The organism is Streptomyces sp. NPDC001204, from assembly GCF_053598035.1.
In genome coordinates this window covers 1-20,976 of sequence record NZ_JBSFJL010000028.1, presented here as the reverse complement: position 1 = coordinate 20,976, position 20,976 = coordinate 1, and the positions used below count along the sequence as shown (strand labels likewise).

Here is a 20,976-nt window from a genome sequence, read left to right as displayed (position 1 = left end):
GTCCTGGACCGCGCCGTCCGCCGCCACACCGACGCCGTCATCTGCCGTCTCCGGTTCCGCATCCACCTCGGTCACTGATCCTTACCGGCCGGCGGGCGGCCCGCCCGCTTCGCGTGCGCGGCTCCGCCACGGTGGGGCCCCGCCCGCGACCGGCGGGGTCGGTCACACTGGGAGCCAGTCCGTCGCCGAGAGAGAGGGCGTCGATGCCCCACCCGTACGTCCTGCTGTCCGCCGCCGTCTCGCTCGACGGCTACCTGGACGACACAGGACCCGAGCGCCTGCTGCTCTCCAGTCCCGCCGACTTCGACCGGGTCGACGAGGTACGGGCGTCGGCCGACGCGATTTTGATCGGCGCCGGCACCCTGCGGGCCGACAACCCGCGGCTGCTGGTGAACTCGCCGGCGCGGCGGGCCGTCCGCCGCGCCGCCGGGAAGCCGGAGTACCCGCTGAAGGTCGCGGTCAGCGCCTCCGGCGAGCTGGACCCCGGGGCGCCCTTCTGGCACACCGGTGGCGAGAAGGTCCTCTACACGACCGACGAGGGCGCGCTGCGGCTGCGGCGTACGGGCCTGGCCGCCGATGTCGTGCCGCTGGGCGCCGAACTCGGCTGGCCCCGGCTGCTCGAGCACCTGCACGACGTACGCGGGGTGCGCCGGCTCATGGTCGAGGGCGGCGGGACCGTCCACACACAACTGCTCCAGCAGCAGCTCGCGGACGAGGTGCAGCTCGTGCTCGCCCCGCTGTTCGTGGGGGACGCGGACGCGCCCCGGCTGTTCGGGCCCGGGACCTACCAGGGCGGGCGGCTGCGGCTGGTGGAGACGCGGACCATCGAGGACGTCGTCCTCGTGCGCTACGAGCCCACCGCTCCCGGCACCGCCGGCCGCGCCGTGCCCGCGGACCGGCACTGGCTCCGGCTCGCCTGCGAGCTGGCGGCCCAGTGCCCGCCGTCCCGGACCGCGTTCAGCGTGGGCGCCGTGGTGGTCGCCGCCGACGGGACCGAACTCGCCCGCGGGTACTCGCGGGAGGGCGGCGACCCGGTCGTGCACGCGGAGGAGGCGGCGCTGGCCAAGGTCGACCCGGCGGATCCGCGACTGCCGGACGCCACGGTGTACAGCAGCCTGGAGCCGTGCGCCCGCCGCGCCTCCCGGCCGCGTCCGTGCGCCCGGCTGATTCTGGACGCCGGGGTGCGACGGGTGGTGACGGCGTGGCGGGAGCCGGACACGTTCGTCGAGGGCGCCGACGGGACCGGGGTGCTGGCGGCCGGTGGCGCGGACGTCGTCGTGGTGCCGGAGTTCGAGGAGCGGGCCAGGGAGCCGAACCGCCATCTGCTCGGCTGAGCGGGACCTCCCCGTACGCCCGGGAACCGTGTGACGGGCGGTGGGAGGTGAGGTGGGTGCGAGCAGCCTTCCGGATGGCATATACTGGTGTCACAACGGCGCGGGGTGGAGCAGCTCGGTAGCTCGCTGGGCTCATAACCCAGAGGTCGCAGGTTCAAATCCTGTCCCCGCTACTGAAGGCTCAGGGCCGGAATCCGATCAATGGATTCCGGCCCTGAGTGTTTCGCGGACACACGACTCTCCTCCGCGATGCGGGCAACTCGCCCGGTTTTCGGTGGTCATGGACCGTAAGGTCGTGCCGGAAGGTTTAGCGATCAAGTCGAACGGCTTGGAATCCGAGCCCCGAGTCTATTAACGTTCGATAACGCAGCACGGTCGTCCCAGCCGTCACAAGAGGCGGCTCCGTGCGCGCACGCCGAATCCCGCAAGGGAACCGGGGAACCACCAACTTGGGGTGAATCGAGCGTAACCGCCGTGTACGCACGGCTTGTTTACGCGCGTAGGAGACCTTCCCGCTCCGAACCCGTCAGCTAACCCGGTAGGCGAGACGGAAGGAAAGGAGTGCGCCTTCGTGGCGTCCAACCCGCCTGCTCCGGAAGCCCCGTTCGCGCCGAGCCGGCAGCACGGAGAGACCTTCGGCTACGACAGCCGCCGCGCCGGCGAGGGCCCCTGGGAGGAGTGGAACCCCACCGCGGAGACCATCCGTCCCGTGCGCGGCCGGCACCGTGTCGCCAAGCAGCGCGGCGGCGGACTCGCCCGCAGCTCCACCGTTCTCGGTGTCGGCGTCATCGCCGCCGTCGGCGCGGGCGGCATGGCGAGCGCCAACAGCGGCAAGCCGCCGGTGTCCATCTCGCTGCCCGACCTGCCCTCCGTGGGCTCCCTGTTCGACGACTCCTCCAACGCCGACCCCGTGGGCTCGGCGACGGCGCTCAGCGGCGTCGGCGTGTCCGCCGCCGAGGCCGAGGAGGGCACCTCGGACGCCGGCGAGGTGCTGCGCAACCGGATCATGGCGCAGGCCGAGCAGCAGCAGGTCCAGATCGAGGCCAAGGCCCAGGCCGATGCCGAGGCCGCCGTCGCCAAGAAGGCCGCCCAGGAGGCGGCGAAGGCGCGGGAGACGGCCGAGGCCAAGGCCGCCGCCGAGAAGAAGAAGGCGGAGGAGGAGGCCAAGCGGAAGGCCGAGGAGGCCGCGCGGAAGGCCGAGGAGGCCCGGCTGGCCGAACTGGCCAAGCAGTACGCGCTGCCCACCTCCTCGTACACGCTCACCTCCACCTTCGGTCAGGCCGGTTCCATGTGGTCCTCCGGCTACCACACCGGCCTCGACTTCGCCGCGCCCACGGGCACCCTGCTCAAGGCGATCCACACCGGCACCATCACCGAGGCCGGCTGGGCCGGCTCCTACGGCTACCGCACGATCCTCACCCTCGAGGACGGCACCGAGCTGTGGTACTGCCACCAGTCGTCGATCAGCGTCAGCGTCGGCCAGAAGGTCAGCACGGGCGACGTGATCGGCCGTGTGGGCGCCACCGGCAACGTCACCGGGCCCCACCTCCACCTGGAGGTACACCCGGGCGGCGAGTCCACCGGGGTCGACCCGCTGGCGTGGCTGCGCGGCAAGGGCATCACCCCCTGACGAACACGGACCGGTCACACCCTTGACGAGCCTGTGAGACCGGTTTGCGCAACCTTTGCGGCCGGATGCGGCCCAGCCCGGAATGGGCCGCTCCGGCGTGGTTGTTGATGTTGGACATGACTTCTCTACGCAAACTGGGTTCGTCCGATCTCGAGGTCTTCCCGCTCGCCCTCGGCGGCAACGTCTTCGGCTGGACCGCCGACCAGGAGCAGTCCTTCGCCGTCCTCGACGCCTACACGGCCGCCGGAGGCAACTTCGTCGACACCGCCGACTCCTACTCCGCGTGGGTGGAGGGCAACCAGGGCGGCGAGTCCGAGACGATCATCGGCAAGTGGATCAAGGAGCGCGGCAACCGCTCCGACGTCGTCATCGCCACCAAGGTCAGCCAGCACCCCGACTACCGGGGTCTGAGCGCCGCCAACATCAAGGCCGCGGCCGATGCCTCCCTCAGGCGCCTGGGCACGGACCACATCGACCTGTACTACACGCACTTCGACCAGCCGGAAGTCCCCGTCGAGGAGATCATCGGCGCGCTCGACGAGCTGGTCAGGGCGGGCAAGGTGCGGCACATCGCCGCCTCCAACATCTCCGCCGAGCGACTCCAGGAGTCCCTGGACTTCTCCGACCGCGAGGGCCTGGCCCGCTACGTGGCGCTCCAGCCGCACTACAACCTGGTCTCGCGCGACACCTACGAGGGCGGGCTGGAGAACGTCGCCGAGCGGTCCGGCCTGGCCGCCGTTCCGTACTACGCGCTCGCCTCCGGCTTCCTGACCGGCAAGTACCGGCCCGGTGCGACGGTGGACAGCGCGCGGGCGCAGGGCGCGGCCAAGCACCTCGAGACCGAGCGCGGCCACAAGGTCCTCACCGCCCTGGACGAGGTCGCCCGGGCCCATGACGCCGAGGTCGCCACGGTGGCCCTGGCCTGGCTCGCCGCGCAGCCGACGGTGACCGCCCCGATCGCCTCGGCGCGGACGGTGGAACAGCTCCCGGCACTGCTCGGGGTCGCGGAGCTGCGGCTGACGGAGGAGGAGCTCGGGAAGCTGACGCGGGCGTCGGCGTAACTCCCGTCCCCGGGGCCGCTACGGCTGCGTCCGGTACGGGTTGTACGAGGGATACGGCGCCGCCGGTCCGTACGACCCGTACCCCAGCGGCCGCGGGTGCACCTCGTGGACCCCGTACACCCCGTAGCCCGGCCAGGCCGGCGCGGCCATGGGCGTCGCCATCCTGGCCGCGTGGTCCAGCGCCGGCTGCGCCACCTCCCGCCTGCGCCACAGCTCGTGCAGCAGCTCCCGCTCCCGTACGGCGAAGTCGGCGCCGGTCCGCCCCAGACGCCCGCGGTGCCGGAGGAACGCCAGCGAGGTCGCGTACGCCTCGTACTGGGCGACGGTGCGCGCCGCCGTCCTGCCGAGGTGGCGCCGGGCGTGGTCGCGGGCCAGTCTGCGCGCCCGCATGGAGGCCAGGGCGAACGGTTCGGCCGGGGTGAGCCATCCGGCGGCGGTGTACGCGGGCAGCTCCTCGCGCACGGTCCTCAGCTCGCGCTGCCGGGTCCAGACGACCAGCCAGGTCAGCAGCCCGAACGCGGGCACCATGAAGGCGGCGTACACCGCGAAGAAGCCGTACTCGCCGAAGGTCGTCGAGCCGTTCCACAGGGCGTGCATGCCCATCGCGAGCAGCAGCCCGGCCGGCGGCGGCAGCAGGCGGCGCAGGCGGCGGTTCCCGGACATCGCGGCGATGCCGAAGCCGATGCCGGTGAGCACGGTGAACATCGGGTGCGCGAACGGCGACATGATGACGCGGACGAAGAAGGTCGCCGCGGTGACGGAGGCGATGCCCCGGTCACCGGTGAGCTGGTCGGCGCCGAAGGCGTTGCCGAGGTACAGGATGTTCTCGGTGAACGCGAAGCCGGTCGCGGTCACCCCGGCGATGACGACCCCGTCGACGATGCCGGTGAAGTCGCGTCTGCGGAAGAGGAAGACCAGCAGGACGGCGGCGGCCTTCGCGGACTCCTCCACGACCGGCGCTATCACGGTCGCGCCCAGGGTGTCCGCGCTCGCGGGATCGGCGGTCGCCGTGGCGATCCAGTGGGTGGCGAAGCTGTTGGCGACGATCGCGATCAGGGCCGCCGCGCAGGCGCCCCAGGCGAAGGCGAACACCAGGTTCCGCCAGGGGCCGGGCTCGACCCGGTCCAGCCAGCGGAAGGCGGCCGTCAGCAGCGGTACGGGCAGCACCGCGAGCCCGAGCCCGACGAGGAACCCCTCGGTGCCGGTCTGCCGGCGCACCAGGGCGAGGATGACCAGCCCGGAGAGGGCGAGCAGGGTGACGAGGGCGCCGTACCTGACCCATCGCCGCTGCCACCAGTGCGCGTGGCGGGACGTGCCGCCGGGAGCGCCGGGAGGTGTCGGGTACGGGGGGCAGGTGACCACGGCATCGGCCCTCACGAGGTCACCTGGGCACGCGGCGGAAGAGCAGATCGTTCACCACATGACCCTTCTCCAGTCCCTGGCCCTCGAAACGGGTCAGCGGCCGGAAGCCGGGACGTGGCGCGAAACCGCCGTCGGCCCGGGTGTTCTCGAAGTCCGGGTGTGCCGTCAGCACGTCGAGCATCTGCTGCGCGTACGGCTCCCAGTCCGTCGCGCAGTGCACGACCGCCCCGGGCCTGAGCCGGGCGGCGGCCAGCGTCAGGAACTCCGGCTGGATCAGCCGCCGCTTGTGGTGCCGCTTCTTCGGCCAGGGGTCGGGGAAGTAGACGCGCAGCCCGTCGAGGCTGTCGGGGGCGAGCATCTCGCGCAGCAGGATGATGGCGTCGCCGTTGCCGACGCGGACGTTGCCGAGTTTGTGCCGGTCGGCGAGGCTCAGCAGGTTGCCCTGGCCCGGGGTGTGCACGTCGACGGCGAGGATGTTGGTGTCCGGGTCCTCGGCCGCCATCCGGGCGGTGGCCTCGCCCATCCCGAAGCCGATCTCCAGCACGACCGGGCGCGAGTTCCCGAACAGCTCGGCGAGGTCGATCACCCGCTGTCCGTCGATGTCCAGCCCCCAGGCGGGCCACAGCCGCTGCAACGCGTCCGCCTGTCCCGCGGTCACCCGGCTCCGACGCGGCTGGAAGCTGCGGATCCGCCGCTCGAAGTGCGAGCCGGCCGGATCGGCCTTGGGCCCGTCGGGGAAACGCGGCTCCCCCTTGGCCCGGGTGTGCCGCACGGACACGCCGGGCGTGTGCTGGGGCAGCTCACCGGGGGCGGGAGCCTGGGGGGTGTTCAGCGAGTCAGTCACAGTGGGAACGATTTTACGTGGGGCCGGCACGAACCGGCCCTCAAGGCCGACGGGACCCGGCGCGCGCTTCATGTCGACGCGAGGACGGCCAGGGCCCTCCTCGCCACCTCCCGCCCGATCGGCAGCGAGGCGGTCGCCGCGGGACTGGGCGCGTTGAGCACGTGCACCGCCCGGGCACCCTCCCGGATCAGGAAGTCGTCCACCAGCGTGCCGTCGCGCAGGACGGCCTGCGCCCGCACCCCGGCGGCGGCCGGCACCAGGTCCTCCTCCCGTACCCCCGGCATCAGCCGGCGCACCGCCTGCGTGAAGGCGCCCTTCGACACCGACCGCCGCAGCTCCCCGGCCCCGTACCGCCAGTGCCGGCGGGCGATCCGCCACGACCCGGGCCAGGCCAGCGTCCCCGCCAGCTCCCGCGGCCGTACGACCCCCCATCCGTAGCCCTCTCGGGCCAGCGCCGGCACCGCGTTGGGCCCGATGTGCACACCGCCGTCGACCCCGCGGGTGAGATGCACGCCGAGGAAGGGGAACGCCGGGTCGGGCACCGGATACACCAGCCCACGCACCAGCTCCGGCCGCGCCAGCTCGTAGTACTCCCCGCGGAACGGCACGATCCGTACCCCGGGCTCGTCCCCGGTCAGCCGCGCCACCTCGTCGCAGTACAGCCCCGCGCAGTTGACCAGCACGCGCGCGTGGACGACCTCACCGCGCCCCGTCAGGACGGCCACCCCCAGCTCCGGGCGCCGGTCCACCCGCACCACCCGGGCCCCGTACCGGATCTCCGCGCCGGACGCCTCTGCCAGCTGCCGGGCCACCGCCGTGAAGTCGCAGATGCCCGTCGTCCCCACGTGGATCGCGGCCAGTCCGCGGATCTCCGGCTCGTACTCCTCGATCTGCGCGGGGCCCAGCTCGCGCACCGGAATGCCGTTCTCCCGGCCGCGCTGCACCAGCGCGTGCAGCCGGGGCAGCTCCTCCCGCCCGGTCGCCACGATCAGCTTGCCGGTCACCTCGTGCGCGATGCCGTACTCCGCGCAGAACTTGACCAACTCGGCGGCGCCCCCCGCCGCGTACCGCGCCTTCAGCGAACCCGGCCGGTAGTAGATCCCGCTGTGGATCACCCCGCTGTTGCGTCCCGTCTGGTGCCGGGCCGGGCCCTGCTCCTTCTCCAGCACGGTCACGCGCGTGCCCGGCGCGGCGCGCGTGATCGCGTACGCCGTCGACAGGCCGACGATGCCACCTCCGATCACCAGCACGTCGCAGTCGTAAGCGATGTCCGGCCGCACCTGCTCCACCTCCCGCCTCGATAGTGCACTGCGCCACTGACAATGCCCTCGAACCGGCGGGACCGCGCGGCCGGGGTGCCCGGCCTGGCGGGGCTCAGGCCGGGGTCATCAGCAGCGGGCGGGCCCGCTCGCGCAGCTCGACCACGCGCGGCTCGTCGCTGTAGGGCTCGAGCCGGTGCAGGAGGTCCTTGACGTACTCCGTGGTGCGCGCCGAGGAGATCCGCCCGGCGACCTCCACGGCCCGCACGCCCTGCTCGCAGGCCGCGTCGAGATTGCCGGACTCCAGTTCGGCGACGGCCGAGACGACCAGTCTGAGGCCGTGCGAGCGGACGAACTCCTCCGTCGGCTTGGACAGCGCCTGCTCGGTGAAGCGGCGGACCTGGCGGGGTGCCTTCAGGTCCCGGTAGCACTCGGCGGCGTCGGCGGCGAACCGGTCGTAGCCGTAGAAGCCGAGCCAGGACGGGTCGTTGTCCCCGTCGCGGGACCGCTCCAGCCAGCCCTCGGCCGCCTTCAGGGCGGCGCCGGCCGCCTGGGCGTCGCCCGCGCGCGCGTGGGCGCGTGCCTCGACGAGCCGGAAGAAGCTCATGGTGCGGGACGTGGCCAGGCCCCGGTTGCGCTCCAGGGCGGCCTGCGCGAGGTCGACGCCCTCGTCGCCGAAGCCGCGGTAGGTCGCCTGGAGGGACATGGAGGCCAGGACGTAGCCCCCGAGGGGCACGTCGGCGGCGGCACGGGCCAGGCGCAGCGCCTGGATGTAGTAGCGCTGTGCGGCCTCCTGCTGGCCGGTGTCGAAGGCCATCCAGCCCGCGAGCCGGGTCAGTTCGGCCGAGGCGCCGAACAGCGCCCTGCCGACCTCGTCGGAGTACGAGGCGAGCAGCAGCGGCGCCGCCTCCACGCGTAAGCACTCCGGCACCATCGACGAACGCCAGTCGCCGCCTCCGTACTTGGAGTCCCAGCGCCTGGCGTCCTCGGCGGCCTCCCGCAGCTTGCGCACATCGCTGTGGCCGACTTTGATCGGTCCGCCGGAGGCCTCCGCAGGGCCTGCCTCGCGCGCCACCGAACTGTCGGCCGGGGTTATCAGCCAGCGCGAGGCGGGCGTTGCGTATGCGCTCACTGCGAACGATCCGGCGAGCGACTGCCAGATGCCGCCGGAGCCGGCCCGGCGGCCGGCGAGGTCGAGCCGGTACAGCTCCGTCGCCGACTTCACCGCCTGGCCCACGTCCCTGGGGAAGGAGAGGCCCACTTCGGGTGCGGGATCCGCGTCCGCCAGGCCGATCTCGTGGAGCGGCACCGGGCGGCCGAGCTTCTGCCCGATGGCGGCCGCGATGAGGTGCGGCGCCGCACCCTGCGGCACCATCCCCTTCGAAACCCAGCGCGCCACCGAGGTCTTGTCGTAGCGAAGTGTCAACCCGCGCTGGGCGCCGAGGTCGTTGACGCGCCGCGCGAGTCCTGCGTTGCTGATTCCCGCGAGGGCGAGAACGGCGCCGAGCTTTTCGTTCGGCCCGCGTTGCTCCCTGGACATGCGCCACCCCTCGACACAGACGGCTGCCGCGCTGGCATAACCACGCGGCATTCGTAAACCCAGCGTAGTTCGCCGCATCCCAAGCGTTAAGGGGCATTCTTCCGGATGGCGGGATTGTGGCCCGCACTCAAGTGCGGTCCCTGCACGCAGGGTTGCGGCGTGCCCCCGATGTGTGGCCGTGCGCCCGTCCGTGCGCTCTTCTCCGGCCACCGGGGGAGCGGTTCCATGGTCCTGCGTGGGTCGGCCCGCTGTACTGGATCCAGTGGGCTGGGGGACACCGCCGCCTTCATCCCCGCGGGTGGCGGAACGGTCCGGGGGGCGAACTCCGCCTCCCGGACCACGTGTTGTCTGCGCGACGCGCAGAGCGAGTACGGAGCGTGCGCACACGTGTCCCCATGGCGAGGAATTGGCCGAAAATCGATCCCGCTTCCCAGCGCCGACTACGGCTCCCACCACGGCACTTGAGGGCGCGAAGGGTGTTGCGGGGAGCGCATCAGGGGGCGCATTCGAGTCGCGGAAGCCTTGCGCGGTACGGGCGTTCGCCACCACCGCGGCAGGCGCACGGGGGCGTGTGCGGTGCACCGAAGGCGGCTCCGCCTCCCCTCCGGCGCGCCTCCTTCGTGGCAGCATGGTGACCCGGTTCGTTGCGGTGCACTGGTTGCCCACAGGCGGTGGAGGCTTCGATGCGGTGGTTGGTGGGATGGAGCAGCACCGCCGCGGGCGTTGCCGGGCTCGGCTCCGCCGGTGCCACCGGACACGACGGCCAGACCCTGCACCCGGTGGGCTCCCAGCTCCTGTGGGGCGACCCCGACCCGCTGTGGGCGGTCGGCGACTGGCGCCCGGACGAGGTCCGCGTGGTGCAGGCCGACGCCCGGACCAGGATCGCGGTGCTCGGCATCTGCGGGGCCTCCGACGAACAGCTGCGGGTCGGCCTGTTCGCCGCGCGCGGTGGCGCGCTCAGGCATCTGACGGCCTGGCCGGGAAGCTACACCGCCGTCGTGCAGGTGGGCCGCCGCATCACCGTCTGCGGCGATCTCGCCGGAGCCCGCCCGGTGTTCCACACCCCGTGGGCCGGCGGCACGGCGTACGCGACGGCCGCGCTGCCGCTCGCCGACCTCATCGAGGCCAACCTCGACTTCGGGCACCTGGCCGCCCTGCTGGCCGCCCCCGACGTACCGGCCGCGCTGGACGACTCCACGCCCTACGAGGGCGTACGGCGCATCCCGCCGGGGCACGCGCTGATCCTGCGGGCGGGGGCGCGTGAGGTCGCCGGGTACGAGCCGGTCGCCTCGCTCGCGGTGGCCGCACCGCCGGCCGACCCGGACAGCGCGGTCGACGCGGTGCGCGACGCGCTGGTGGAAGCCGTCCGCGCCCGGCTGTCCGCGCCCCGGCACGTGCCCGACGTCGACCCCGGCCCGGTGCCCGGCATGGGCCCCGCCGAGCGCCGCGCGGCCCGCGGGATGCCGGTGCCGGGCATCGGGGCAGACCTGTCCGGCGGACCGGCCTCGGGAACGCTCGCGCTGCTGGCCGCCGGCCTTCCGGGCCGGCCGGGCACCCTCCTGGGCCACGGCACGGGAGCGGGGGAGCGCCTGCTCGCGGTCACCTTCAACGATCTGACGGCCGACGGGCGCGAGGCCGAACTGGAACGCGCCGGGACGCTCGCGGCCAACCCCCGCCTGCACCACGTCGTGGTGACCGGCGGCGAGGACGTGCTGCCCTACGCCGAGCTGGACGGCCCCCTCACCGACGAGCCCGGCCCGTCCCTGGTCGCGGCGGCACGGCACCGCGCACGGCTCGCGGCGGGCAGCGCGGACCACTTCACCGGCCACGGCGCCCGGCAGGTCCTGGACGCCCACCCGGCGCGCCTGGCCGACCTGCTGATGGACCGCAAGCGCCGCCACCTGGTCCGCCCCGTCGCCGCGCTCGCCAAGGCCGACGGATCGGTCATGGTCCCCGCGCGCGTGTACGGCGCGGCGCGGCGGCTGGCGCGGACGCCCTACCGCGCGGGACTCGACGCGCTCGCCGAACGGCTGATGCACCGCCGCTTCGACGAGCCCGGGGGCACCGTCGGGGCGTCGCTGGCCGCACTCACCTGGGCGAGACCCGGGCCGGCGGCCCGGTGGCTGACCGGAGAGGCACTGGCTGAAGTATCGGTTCGCCTGCAAGGGACGACGATCCGCTCGGGGGTGGGGCCCGGGCAGCGGCCGGGCGACTACCGCGCGCGTGCCGCCCTCGCCCGGCAGGCGGCGGACCTGCGGGTGCTGGAGCAGGCGGCCGAGGTCCGCTCCCAGCGGCTGCACACACCCTTCTTGGACAACCAGGTCGTCCGTGCCTGCCGGGCCCTGCCGGAGGCCCTGCGGGTGCAGCCGGGCGCCCGTGCGGTGATCCTGCGCACGGTCCTCCAGGGCGCCGGGGTGGGTGACCTGCCACCCGGCTGGGGCGCCCCCTCGCACGCCTCGGCCGCGGCGGCGTCCCGCACCGGCCTGCGCGTGGCCGTGAACGACCTGGTGGACCTGTTCGCCACCCCCCTGCTCGCCGAGGCCGGCCTGGTGGAGGCCCGTGTGGTCCGCAAGGCCCTGCGCACGGCGGCGCAGGGCGCGCCGCTGCCGCTGGACGGCCTGGCGGAGCTGGTGTCCCTGGAGCTGTGGCTGCGGCGCCTGCTGTCCCGCCGCGGCACCTGCTGGACCGGCACACCCGCGCGTGCCCGCGCGGTACCGGCGGGCATCGCCCCGCAGCGGGGCGCGCTGGCCTCCGGCGGCCGGCCGAGCCCTAGCGGCAGGTGAACCCGGACTCGGCCCAGTCCGCGAGGGCCACGGTGTCGAAGGCGCTGTGCGGCTCGACGACCAGCCGTACGGTCCGGTGGCCGGCGAGGCTCACATGGACCGGGACGGCCGGGTCACCGCCCGCGATCGTCCCCGAGTTCCACACCCGGACGCCGTCGGCGTACACCGAGAAGGAGACCCGGCCGAGCCCGGCCGTCAGATCGTCGACACCGACCACGGCGTCGTAGGCGGAGCACTCCCGGTTGAGGTCGATGGTGACGGAGGACTCGCCGTGCACGGTCACCCCGTGCGCGTACCGCTTGCCGGCGATCGACAGGCTGTGGCGCTGCCACACCCAACTGCTGGCGCCGAGCCGCATCTCGGGGCGGGTGCCGTCTCCGGTGATGTCGTACTTCAGCTCGTTCCACGGGTAGACCACCGGCGCGGGCGGAGGAGTCGGCGCCGGTGGGGGAGTCGGCGTGGGGGTGGGCGCGGGCTCCTTGGTCGGGGCGGGCGTCGGCGACGGTGACGGCTCGGGTGCCGGTGTGGAGACGGCGGCGGGGGGCTGCGTCGCCGCGGTGGGAGGCACCGGAGGCTTGGCGCTCGGTGTCGGCTTCGGTGCGGGCCTCGGCGGCTCGGGCACCGGCTTCGGAGCCGGCCTCGGCGGCTCCGGCGTCGCGGCCGGTGCGGCCGGTGCGGGTGCAGGAGGGGGCGTCGGTGTCGGCGGCTGCGGCTCGACGACCGGGACGGACGCGACGGGCCGCGCCTCCGGCTTCCCGACCGGGGCCTCCCGGCCGACCAGCGCGAGCGCGACCGCCGCCGCGGCGGCCACGGCGACCACACCGGCCGCGATCCCCGCCTTGATCGGCGCGCCCAGCCCCTCCGAAGCCGCCGTGCCCCCGCCACCGGAGGCACCCCCGGACGCGGTACTCGCGGCCCCCGCCGCGCCCGCAGCGCCCGCGCCGCCGGCGACGATGCCCAGCGCCTTGGCGTACCCGGCGGCGCCGAACCAGCCGATGACGGCGACCGGGACCACGGCGGGGATGCCGCCGGCGACCTCCGCGATCTGAGTGGCCGCCAGCCGGCACCTGGCGCACTCCTCCAGGTGCTTGCGCAGCCCCCGCTCGGCACGGGTGCGCAGCTTGCCGCGGGCGTAGCCGCCGAGTTGGTCGGCGTACCGGGCGCACTCCCCGTCGGCGGAGAGGGCGGCACTGACATGTGCCTGGAGGTAGGCCTGCCGCAGACCCTCCCGGGCCCGGCTGGCCAGCACCCGCGTGCCGTTGGCGTCCAGCCCGAAGAGCGTGGCGACCGCGCTCGGCGACTCGTCCTCGACCTCCGTGTGCCACAGCACGGCCTGCCACCGCTCGGGCAGCGAGCGGAAGGCCCGCATGGCCATCGACTGCTCGGCCTCGTGCATCGCGCGCACGTCGGCGCCGAGGTCCAGGCCCGCTCCGAAGGAGCCGGTGGACACGGCGCCCTCCGACAGCTCCGCGGCCCGCCCCGCCTGCGCCGCGAACACCGAGAAGTCGTCGACCAGTTGCTCGCGCCGGGCGGTGCTGATCCACCGCGCGGCGACCCGCCGGACGGTGGTGAGCAGATAGGCGCGTACGGCGTGCTCGGGGCCGGAGCCGCCGCGCACCGCCTGGAGCACCCGGGCGAACACCTCGGCGGTCAGGTCGTCGGCCGTGTGGGAGTCCCGGCAGCACGTGCGCGCGTACCGGCGTACGGCGTCGGCGTGGCGCCGGTACAGCTCCTCGTACGCGCTGCCGTCGCCCGCACGCACCCGCCCGACCAGCTCGGCGTCCGACGGCGGCAGGTCCGCCGAGAGCGCAGGCTCCGCCGCGGACGGCGGCTCGCTCGCCTCGAGCCGCTCGCGCTGCGCCGGTACGCCGCCGTGTGCCGGGGAGCCGCCCTGGACCGGTACGCCGACCCGTGCCGGGGGGCCTCCCTTGGCCCGCCCGGTGCCGCGCGGAACCCCGGACGGTCCGCCCTGGGCCGGCACCTGCGGAGAATCCGGCCCGGCCGTCCGCGACCCGCCGTCACCGACGCCGTCATCACGCCCGTCAACGCTCATCGCGCAAACGCCCCCGTAGCCGGCCAGACCCTCCCGATCACCGGGTCAGACTGCCACACCGACCGCCGCCGGGCCCCGGCGGCAGGGATCCTCCACCCGTCCGTGGGGCCCGGTCGCAGCCGGGTACCGTCCTCACCCGCAAGAGGGCGGCCCGCCGGACACGTCTCACGCGAGGGACACGGCTCACGCGGGCCGCGAGCGCAACCCCTCCAGCAGGATGTCCAGCAGCCGGGCCGAAGCAGCCGCCTGCTGCGCCGCGTCCGGCAGCGAGGGCGCCGCCGTCGCGATGACCAGCAGCACGTCCGACACCGACACGTCCGGCCGCAGTTCGCCCGCCGCGCGCGCCCGCTCCACGAGCCGGCCCACGACCTCCAGCAGCGCCGCCGCCCCCGCGTCGTCCTCCACCGCGCCGGACTTGAGCGCCGCCCCGTCGGCCACGAGCCTGAGCTCCCCGGAGCCCGGCTGGGCGCGCTGCTGCGGCACCCGGGGGTCGGCCCGGTCCTCGGTGACAGAGACCCGCAGCACCTGCGGCGGCAGCAGCCGCCCGGCGCCGGAGGCCACCGACGTCCGCAGGAAGCGGGAGAGCGCCGACCACGGCTCGTCCTCCTGGCCGAGCGCGGCCCGCGCCTGGTCGGCCAGCCGGGAGGTCTCCTCCTCGGCTATCCGCCGCACCAGGACGTCCTTGCTCGGGAAACGCCGGTACACCGTGCCGACGCCGACCCGGGCGCGCCGCGCCACGTCCTCCATCGGCGCGCCGTACCCCAGTTCGCCGAAGACCTCGCGGGCCGCCCGCAGCACGTGCTCGAGGTTGCGCTGTGCGTCCACGCGCAGCGGCGCCGTGCGGCCCGTCCGGGGCTCGTCCCCGTGCGCGTTGCCCGCCGCAGCGCCCATCGCCCCGCCACCGGGTGCCATGGCGGACGCGGTGGACCAATGAGTGCCCTGAATGTGCATATGTGATCCCCCGGTAATGACGTCTCCCCCCGGAGACTCTCCCCGTCCCTGATTCCGGAGTGCGCGGAACGGGATCACGCACGATCGGGCCCGCCCCCGAGAGCCGGTGGTACTCGGCGGGCTCGCTCGGATCACATCCCCCACACCCCGTCGACACACGAACATAGTTGAGAGGGAGTCAATTCAGAAGGGGCAGGTTCCGCACGGAGCGCCCCCCGATCGGAGTACGAGCCGCATACGTCCGTATTGCACCCCCTTCCGTCCCCCGGCGAACACCCACTGACCTGCGTCCTTTCCTCGCACGTCGACAATTCGGCCAACCCCGCGCCGCTCCGGCCGACGGTCACACAATTCGTCGGGGCTGTGGACAAACGAGAGCGTCGGGTGCGTCATGGGATGGTGAAGGAACGTGCGCGCATTCTCGTTGTCGGCGGCGGCTACGTCGGGATGTACACGGCCCTGCGCCTGCAGCGGCGGATGAAACAGGAGCTCAGTCGGGGCGAGGCGGAGATCACGGTGGTCACGCCCGATCCCTATATGACGTATCAGCCCTTCCTGCCCGAGGCCGCGGCCGGCGCGATCTCCCCCCGGCACGTCGTCGTCCCGCTGCGCCGCGTTCTCGACCGGTGCCGCATCATCGTCGGCGAGGCCACCTCCATCGACCACGCGCACCGCACCGCGACCCTCACCACCCTCGCCACGGAGGAGACCGGGGGCACCGAGAAGCTGACGTACGACGAACTCGTCCTCGCCCCGGGATCCGTCTCGCGCACCCTGCCCATCCCCGGCCTGATCGACTACGGCATCGGCTTCAAGACCGTCGAAGAGGCCATCGGCCTGCGCAACCACGTCATCGAGCAGATGGACATCGCCTCCTCCACCCGCGATCCCGCGATCCGCGACGCGGCCCTCACCTTCGTCTTCGTCGGCGGCGGGTACGCGGGCGTGGAGGCGCTCGGCGAACTGGAGGACATGGCCCGCTACGCCGCCCGCTACTACCACAACGTCAAGCCCGAGGACATGAAGTGGATCCTCGTCGAGGCCTCGGACCGCATCCTGCCCGAGGTCGGCGAGGAGATGGGCCGCTACACGGTCACCGAACTGCGGCGCCGCAACATCCAGGTCCTCCTGCGGACGCGCCTCGAATCGTGCGCCGACCGGATCGCCGTCCTCAGCGACGGACAGCGCTTCCCGACCCGTACGGTCGTGTGGACCGCGGGCGTCAAACCGCACCCGATCCTCGCCGCCAGCGACCTGCCGCTGAACGACCGCGGGCGCCTGAAGTGCACCGCGCAGCTGACCGTCGAGGGTGTCGAGCACGCCTGGGCCGCGGGCGACGCCGCCGCCGTCCCCGACGTCACCACCGGCGAACCGGGCAGCCTGACCGCTCCCAACGCCCAGCACGCGGTCCGTCAGGCCAGGCTCCTGGGCGACAACATCAGCCACTTCCTGCGCGGCGAGCCCCTGGAGACGTATGCGCACACGTACGCCGGCTCGGTCGCCTCACTCGGACTGCACAAGGGCGTCGCGCAGGTCTACGGGCGCAAACTGAAGGGCTACCCCGCCTGGTTCATGCACCGCGCCTACCACCTCAGCCGGGTGCCCACGGTCAACCGCAAGACCCGGGTGCTCGCCGAATGGATGCTGGCGGGACTCTTCAAACGGGAGATCGTCTCCCTGGGTTCACTCGAACATCCCCGGGCGGAGTTCGAACTCGCGGCCGGTGGAAAACATCCTCTCGACCCGAACATCAACCCGAAAGGGTCGTCCTGACCGGACCGGGGAACTCCGCCGCACGCCCCGGCGTCCAACGGATGTCGGCGCGGTCGGCCACACCACCCAACCGGCCCGCGGCCGAGGACGGGCAGCCGCCCGCCCGGCACGGATGACGCATTCCCGCTGTGCCGCATCCCCGGAACAGTAAGAATGTGCGGTCACCGCCGCGCGGCCCCTGACCCCCGGCCGGGCCCGGAGCTGGCCTGAGACGACGACACGAGGCAAGGATTCGTGAACTTCACGCGCTGGAGCGCCCGGCTCCCCGGAATCAACGGAACGCAGCGCCGCACGGCGGCTCGGCCCGATCTCGCGACCGTCCCGGACCGGCGGGCGGACGGCACCGTACCCCCGGCCCGCGCCGAACAACTGACCGACGAGACGGTGCCGGTGCCCGCCGTCGACGAACTCCCCGCACGCGAGGTCCTCGACCGTGTCCCGGCCCTCGTCGCCCTCGTCCACGGCACCGACCACCGCATCGCCTACGTCAACGACGCCTACGCGGCGGCCTTCGGCGTACGCCCGCTCGGCGGACCCGCCAGCGAGGCCCTGCCCGAACTGCGCGAACTGGGTCTGCTCCCGCTCCTGGACCAGGTGCTGCGCAGTGGCAGGCCCCGCACCCTGAAGTCCCGCAAGGCACCCGACGGCCGCTCGTACACGTTCACGTGCACACCGGTCGCCGAACCGAAGGACGACGGCCGCGGCGTTCTGGTCTTCGCCACCGACGTCACCGACCACGCCGACGCCGCCGAACGCCTGCGCGCCAGCGAGCGCCGGCAGCGCGAGACCGCCGTCACCCTCCAGCGCTCGCTCCTGCCCCAGGTGCTGGAGCAGCCCGACGACCTGCGCATCGCCGCCACCTACCGGCCGGGCGGCACGGAGGCCGCGGTCGGCGGCGACTGGTACGACGTCATCACCCTCGGCGGCGGCCGCACGGCACTGGTCATCGGCGACGTGATGGGCAGAGGGGTGCGCGCGGCCGCGGTCATGGGCCAACTGCGCACCGCCGTCCGCGCCTACGCCCGCATGGACCTGCCCCCGCACGAGGTCCTGCAACTCCTGGACGGCCTCGCCGCGGACATCGACGCCAACCAGATCGCCACCTGCGTGTACGCCGTCCACGACCCCAACGAGGGCCGGCTGGTGTACGCCTCCGCCGGGCACCTGCCGATCCTGGTCCGCGACGAGAACGGCACCGTGCTGCGCGCCGACGAACCGACCGGCCCGCCGCTCGGCACCGGCGGCTGGGTGCACGCCTCCGGCTCGGTCCCGCTGGGCCCCGGCTCCACGGCGGTCCTCTACACCGACGGCTTGGTGGAACGCCGCGACGAGGACCTGGACGAGGGGATCGCCGCGCTGGAACGCGCGCTCGCCGGCGCCACCGGCTCCCCGCAGGTGGTCTGCGACCGCCTGGTCCGCTCGGCCGGTGTGCAGGCCGACCACGACGACGACGTGGCCGTCCTCGTCCTCCAGCACCCCGCCCGCACCGGCCCGGACGGCGAACTCTTCCGCAACGCCGCACTGGAACTGCTCGGCGGAGTGGAAGCGGCCCCACGCGCACGTGCGTTCGCCACCGGCGTCCTCGCCAGCTGGCGCTTCCCGCCCGATCTGCACGACCTGGGCGTCCTCGCCGCCAGCGAACTGGTCGCCAACTCCCTCCAGCACGGCACCCCGCCCATGCGACTGCGGCTCCGGCGCACCGACCGCCGCCTCATCGTCGAAGTCACCGACGGCGACGACCACCTTCCCAGGCGCCGCCGCGCCGACCCGGGCGACGAGTCGGGCCGCGGCATCGCCATCATCGCCACCATCGCCACCAACTGGGGTTCACGCAGAACCCCGGGCGGCGGCAAGGCGGTGTGGTGCGAGTTCACCCTGCCGGAGACAGCGGGCCGGCGGGGCCAGCGCTGAGGCGAACCGTCCGCCGGCGAGCGGGGGTCCGGGGCGCGGCCCCACGGCCGGCCGGCGGGCGCGGGCTCAGGCCTCCGCGCCCACCGGCTCCGCGGCCACCCCGCCCCGGGCGACCACCCGGCTCCGAGCGGCCCACGGATGGTCCTGCGCGGGGCTGAGCCCCCGCCCCAGCCGCAGCGCCAGGACGGTGATCAGGAGCGAGAACAACAGGAACGTCACCACGTACGGCCCCGGCAGCGAGGCCGCCAGCGGCCCGCCCGCGGCCGGGCCGAGCGCCAGCGCGAGCTGCTTCACCAGGGCGAAGGCCGAGTTGTACTGCCCGGCCATCCCCTCCGGAGCGAGGTCCGCCACCAGCGGCGCGACCGTCGGCGACAGCATCGCCTCACCGAGCCCGAACAGGGCGTACGTCGAGATGAACGCGGCCGTTGCCATGGCCCGGCTGGTGTGCCCGAGTCCCGCGTACGCCGCCGCGGCCCACGCCACGGCCCAGATCAGCCCCACGGCCGCGATCATGCGCGACCGCCGCCGCCGCTCCACGAACTTCAGCACGGCGAACTGCGCCACCACGATCATCAGCGTGTTCGCGGCGAGCGCTGTCCCCAGCGTCGACGTGGCCATGCCCGCGGCCTCCACGCCGTACGCGCTCAGGCCCGACTCGAACTGCCCGTAGCAGGCGAAGAACAGGACGAAGCCCAGCACGCACAGCTGCACCATCGCCCGGTTCCCGACGAGCTGCCTCCAGCCGTCCCCCGCCGGCTGTCCGGCCCGCGCCGAGTCGTCGGGGATCCGCGGCGCGTGCGGCATCCGCACCGTCGCCATCAGCACGACCAGCAGCAGGAACACCGCCGCCTCGATCGCGAACAGCAGCGTGAAGGAGGAGACCCGGGTGGTGTCGACGAGGTGCCCCCCGATGAGGCCGCCGACGCCCAGCCCGAGGTTCTGGAGGAAGAACTGCATCGCGAACGCCCGCGACCGCGTCTCCGCGGTCGAGCAGTCCACGATCATCGTCGCCAGCGCCGGCTGCATCACGGCCTGCCCCGCGCCGAGCGCCGCCGCCGACAGCAGTACGGTTTCGGCTCCGCCCGCCAGCCCCAGGCTCAGGGCGCCGAGCGCCGCCGTGACCAGGGCGGCGAGCAGGACCGGCAGCGGGCCGCGCCGCACGATCGCCCGGCCGGCGAACGGCAGCACGATCAGCGCGGCCACGGCGAAGACGGCGAGGACGATCCCCGCCGTCATGGCTCCCAGACCTCGCACCTGCGCCACATAGACGTACAGGTAGGGAACGGTGAAGCCGAGCCCGAACGCGCTGAGTGCGTTGCCCACGTGGATCCGGCGCATCGCTGCGCCCATCGCCCTGGTCACGTTCACCCTCTCTTAAGCAGACAGCAAGCAGTGGACATGGGTGCTTGAAGTAGTCAGTAGTTAGAACCGAAGACTTCGAAGCTAAAGTTCGATGCTAAACAATACACCTGGAAGGACTTCAACGCCAAGCACTTCCGTGCCATACTGCGGGCATGGGCGACAACCCCGGCGGCACCGACGGCATCGGCACCGAGCCTGCGCTCGAGGAGCAGATCGCCGCCTACCAGCGCGAGTTCCAGGACCTCGACCCCCAGGTCGAGCAGATCGTCTCCGCGCTGTCCCGGCTCAACCGGCGGATGAACGTGGCCTACGGCCGGCAGACCGCCGCGCTCGGCATCAGCAACGCCGACTGGGAGGTGCTGAAGGCCCTCGTCCTCTCCGGCGCTCCCTACCGCCTGGGCCCGAGCGACCTCGCCAAGCGCCTCGGCCTCACCCCGGCCGCGATGACCCACCGCATCGACCGGATGGTGGCCGAGGGTCTGGTCAACAGGGAACGCGACGAGGCCAACCGCGTCCGGGTCATCGTGGAGCTGACGTCCGAGGGCCGCGAGAAGTGGCTCGAGGTCATGCGGCTGGCCACGGTCTTCGAGGGCGACCTCCTCCAGGACCTGTCCCCGGCCGAGCGCACGGCCCTCGGCGAGGTCCTGACCAGGATCCTGCGCCGGGTCGAGCACGCCCAGCCGGACGCCGGCGGCCGGCTCTCGGACCTCGACTGAAAACCCAGGCGGGGACGCTTGACAGTCGCCTGCCGGATCCGTAATGTTCTCCGGGTTGCCGCGGAGCCGTAACGGTTCCTCGTCGACACCTCCGCCGCATGAGCGGCACTCAAACCATCAGCACGATCTCCCATCCGGGATTGTTTTCGGCGTGCCCGAATTCAATTTCGAATGGGACTTGTCGATCTTGATTCGGCGCCGAGAGGGCCCGATTGGGAATCGCCGAGGGGATCCGCTAAGGTTTGAGACGTCGGAACGGCCCAACGGCCACGAAGACAAACCCCGCTGACTGGGGATCAGGCCGAGAAAGGATCTGATAGAGTCGGAACCGCCGGAAAGGGAAACGCGAGAGCGAAGAACTGGAAAGCGCCGAGGAAATCGGATCGGAAAAAGATCT

General features: G+C 73.3%; 14 protein-coding genes, 1 tRNA gene and 1 riboswitch. Of the genes, 8 read left to right on the top strand and 7 right to left on the bottom strand.

The annotated features are described in order from the left end of the window. The first annotated feature begins 203 nt into the window (after nucleotides 1–203). The 4 genes from ACWC91_RS30345 (at nucleotide 204) to ACWC91_RS30330 (ending at nucleotide 4,025) form a co-directional block, all read left to right on the top strand. Complete coding sequence (locus ACWC91_RS30345; RefSeq protein ID WP_225076319.1) at nucleotides 204–1,334, top strand: dihydrofolate reductase family protein; 1,131 nt, start codon at nucleotides 204–206, stop codon at nucleotides 1,332–1,334. Nucleotides 1,335–1,433: 99 nt separating this feature from the next. Beyond that, nucleotides 1,434–1,507, top strand: a tRNA-Met gene (locus ACWC91_RS30340). Nucleotides 1,508–1,737: 230 nt separating this feature from the next. Next, nucleotides 1,738–1,894, top strand: a riboswitch (cyclic di-AMP (ydaO/yuaA leader). A gap of 11 nt (nucleotides 1,895–1,905) precedes the next feature. Next, nucleotides 1,906–2,964, top strand: coding sequence for a M23 family metallopeptidase (locus ACWC91_RS30335; RefSeq protein ID WP_225076318.1), 1,059 nt, complete (start codon nucleotides 1,906–1,908; stop codon nucleotides 2,962–2,964). A 116-nt stretch (nucleotides 2,965–3,080) separates the two neighbouring features. After that, the gene (locus ACWC91_RS30330) at nucleotides 3,081–4,025 is read left to right on the top strand and encodes an aldo/keto reductase (protein WP_225076317.1); all 945 of its coding nucleotides are present in this window, start codon (nucleotides 3,081–3,083) and stop codon (nucleotides 4,023–4,025) included. Nucleotides 4,026–4,043: 18 nt separating this feature from the next. Here the strand turns inward: ACWC91_RS30330 and ACWC91_RS30325 are convergent, their stop codons facing one another. From ACWC91_RS30325 to ACWC91_RS30310, 4 genes are all read right to left on the bottom strand, one after another. Then, nucleotides 4,044–5,387, bottom strand: coding sequence for a PrsW family intramembrane metalloprotease (locus tag ACWC91_RS30325; protein ID WP_225076543.1), 1,344 nt, complete (start codon nucleotides 5,385–5,387; stop codon nucleotides 4,044–4,046). Between the two features lie 19 nt (nucleotides 5,388–5,406). Then, nucleotides 5,407–6,231, bottom strand: coding sequence for a tRNA (guanosine(46)-N7)-methyltransferase TrmB (gene trmB / locus ACWC91_RS30320; protein ID WP_450643717.1), 825 nt, complete (start codon nucleotides 6,229–6,231; stop codon nucleotides 5,407–5,409). Between the two features lie 68 nt (nucleotides 6,232–6,299). Then, a complete protein-coding gene (lhgO, locus tag ACWC91_RS30315; RefSeq protein WP_450643718.1) occupies nucleotides 6,300–7,520 on the bottom strand; it encodes an L-2-hydroxyglutarate oxidase in 1,221 nt (406 codons plus the stop codon). 85 nt (nucleotides 7,521–7,605) lie between these two features. Next, nucleotides 7,606–9,030 (bottom strand): MFS transporter, encoded by a 1,425-nt coding sequence (locus tag ACWC91_RS30310; protein ID WP_225076314.1) that lies wholly within the window; start codon nucleotides 9,028–9,030, stop codon nucleotides 7,606–7,608. Nucleotides 9,031–9,713: 683 nt separating this feature from the next. Between ACWC91_RS30310 and ACWC91_RS30305 the strand changes: the two genes are divergently transcribed. After that, nucleotides 9,714–11,813, top strand: coding sequence for an asparagine synthase-related protein (locus tag ACWC91_RS30305; RefSeq protein WP_225076313.1), 2,100 nt, complete (start codon nucleotides 9,714–9,716; stop codon nucleotides 11,811–11,813). Here the strand turns inward: ACWC91_RS30305 and ACWC91_RS30300 are convergent. After that, complete coding sequence (locus ACWC91_RS30300; protein ID WP_450643719.1) at nucleotides 11,800–13,866, bottom strand: sigma-70 family RNA polymerase sigma factor; 2,067 nt, start codon at nucleotides 13,864–13,866, stop codon at nucleotides 11,800–11,802. The two genes, ACWC91_RS30305 and ACWC91_RS30300, sit on opposite strands and share 14 nt — an antisense overlap. Before the next feature lie 183 nt (nucleotides 13,867–14,049). Then, on the bottom strand, nucleotides 14,050–14,817 hold the full coding sequence (locus ACWC91_RS30295; protein ID WP_225076311.1) for a TetR/AcrR family transcriptional regulator: 768 nt from the start codon (nucleotides 14,815–14,817) through the stop codon (nucleotides 14,050–14,052). A gap of 396 nt (nucleotides 14,818–15,213) precedes the next feature. Between ACWC91_RS30295 and ACWC91_RS30290 the strand changes: the two genes are divergently transcribed. Then, nucleotides 15,214–16,590 (top strand): NAD(P)/FAD-dependent oxidoreductase, encoded by a 1,377-nt coding sequence (locus ACWC91_RS30290; RefSeq protein ID WP_225076310.1) that lies wholly within the window; start codon nucleotides 15,214–15,216, stop codon nucleotides 16,588–16,590. Between the two features lie 234 nt (nucleotides 16,591–16,824). Beyond that, a complete protein-coding gene (locus ACWC91_RS30285; protein ID WP_225076309.1) occupies nucleotides 16,825–18,501 on the top strand; it encodes an ATP-binding SpoIIE family protein phosphatase in 1,677 nt (558 codons plus the stop codon). 66 nt (nucleotides 18,502–18,567) lie between these two features. On the opposite strand, the gene ACWC91_RS30280 is transcribed toward ACWC91_RS30285, so the two are convergent. Further along, nucleotides 18,568–19,839, bottom strand: coding sequence for an MFS transporter (locus ACWC91_RS30280; RefSeq protein WP_281157416.1), 1,272 nt, complete (start codon nucleotides 19,837–19,839; stop codon nucleotides 18,568–18,570). A 176-nt stretch (nucleotides 19,840–20,015) separates the two neighbouring features. Between ACWC91_RS30280 and ACWC91_RS30275 the strand changes: the two genes are divergently transcribed. Then, nucleotides 20,016–20,579, top strand: a complete 564-nt coding sequence (locus ACWC91_RS30275; protein ID WP_225076308.1) for a MarR family winged helix-turn-helix transcriptional regulator — start codon at nucleotides 20,016–20,018, stop codon at nucleotides 20,577–20,579. Nucleotides 20,580–20,976 lie beyond the last annotated feature (397 nt).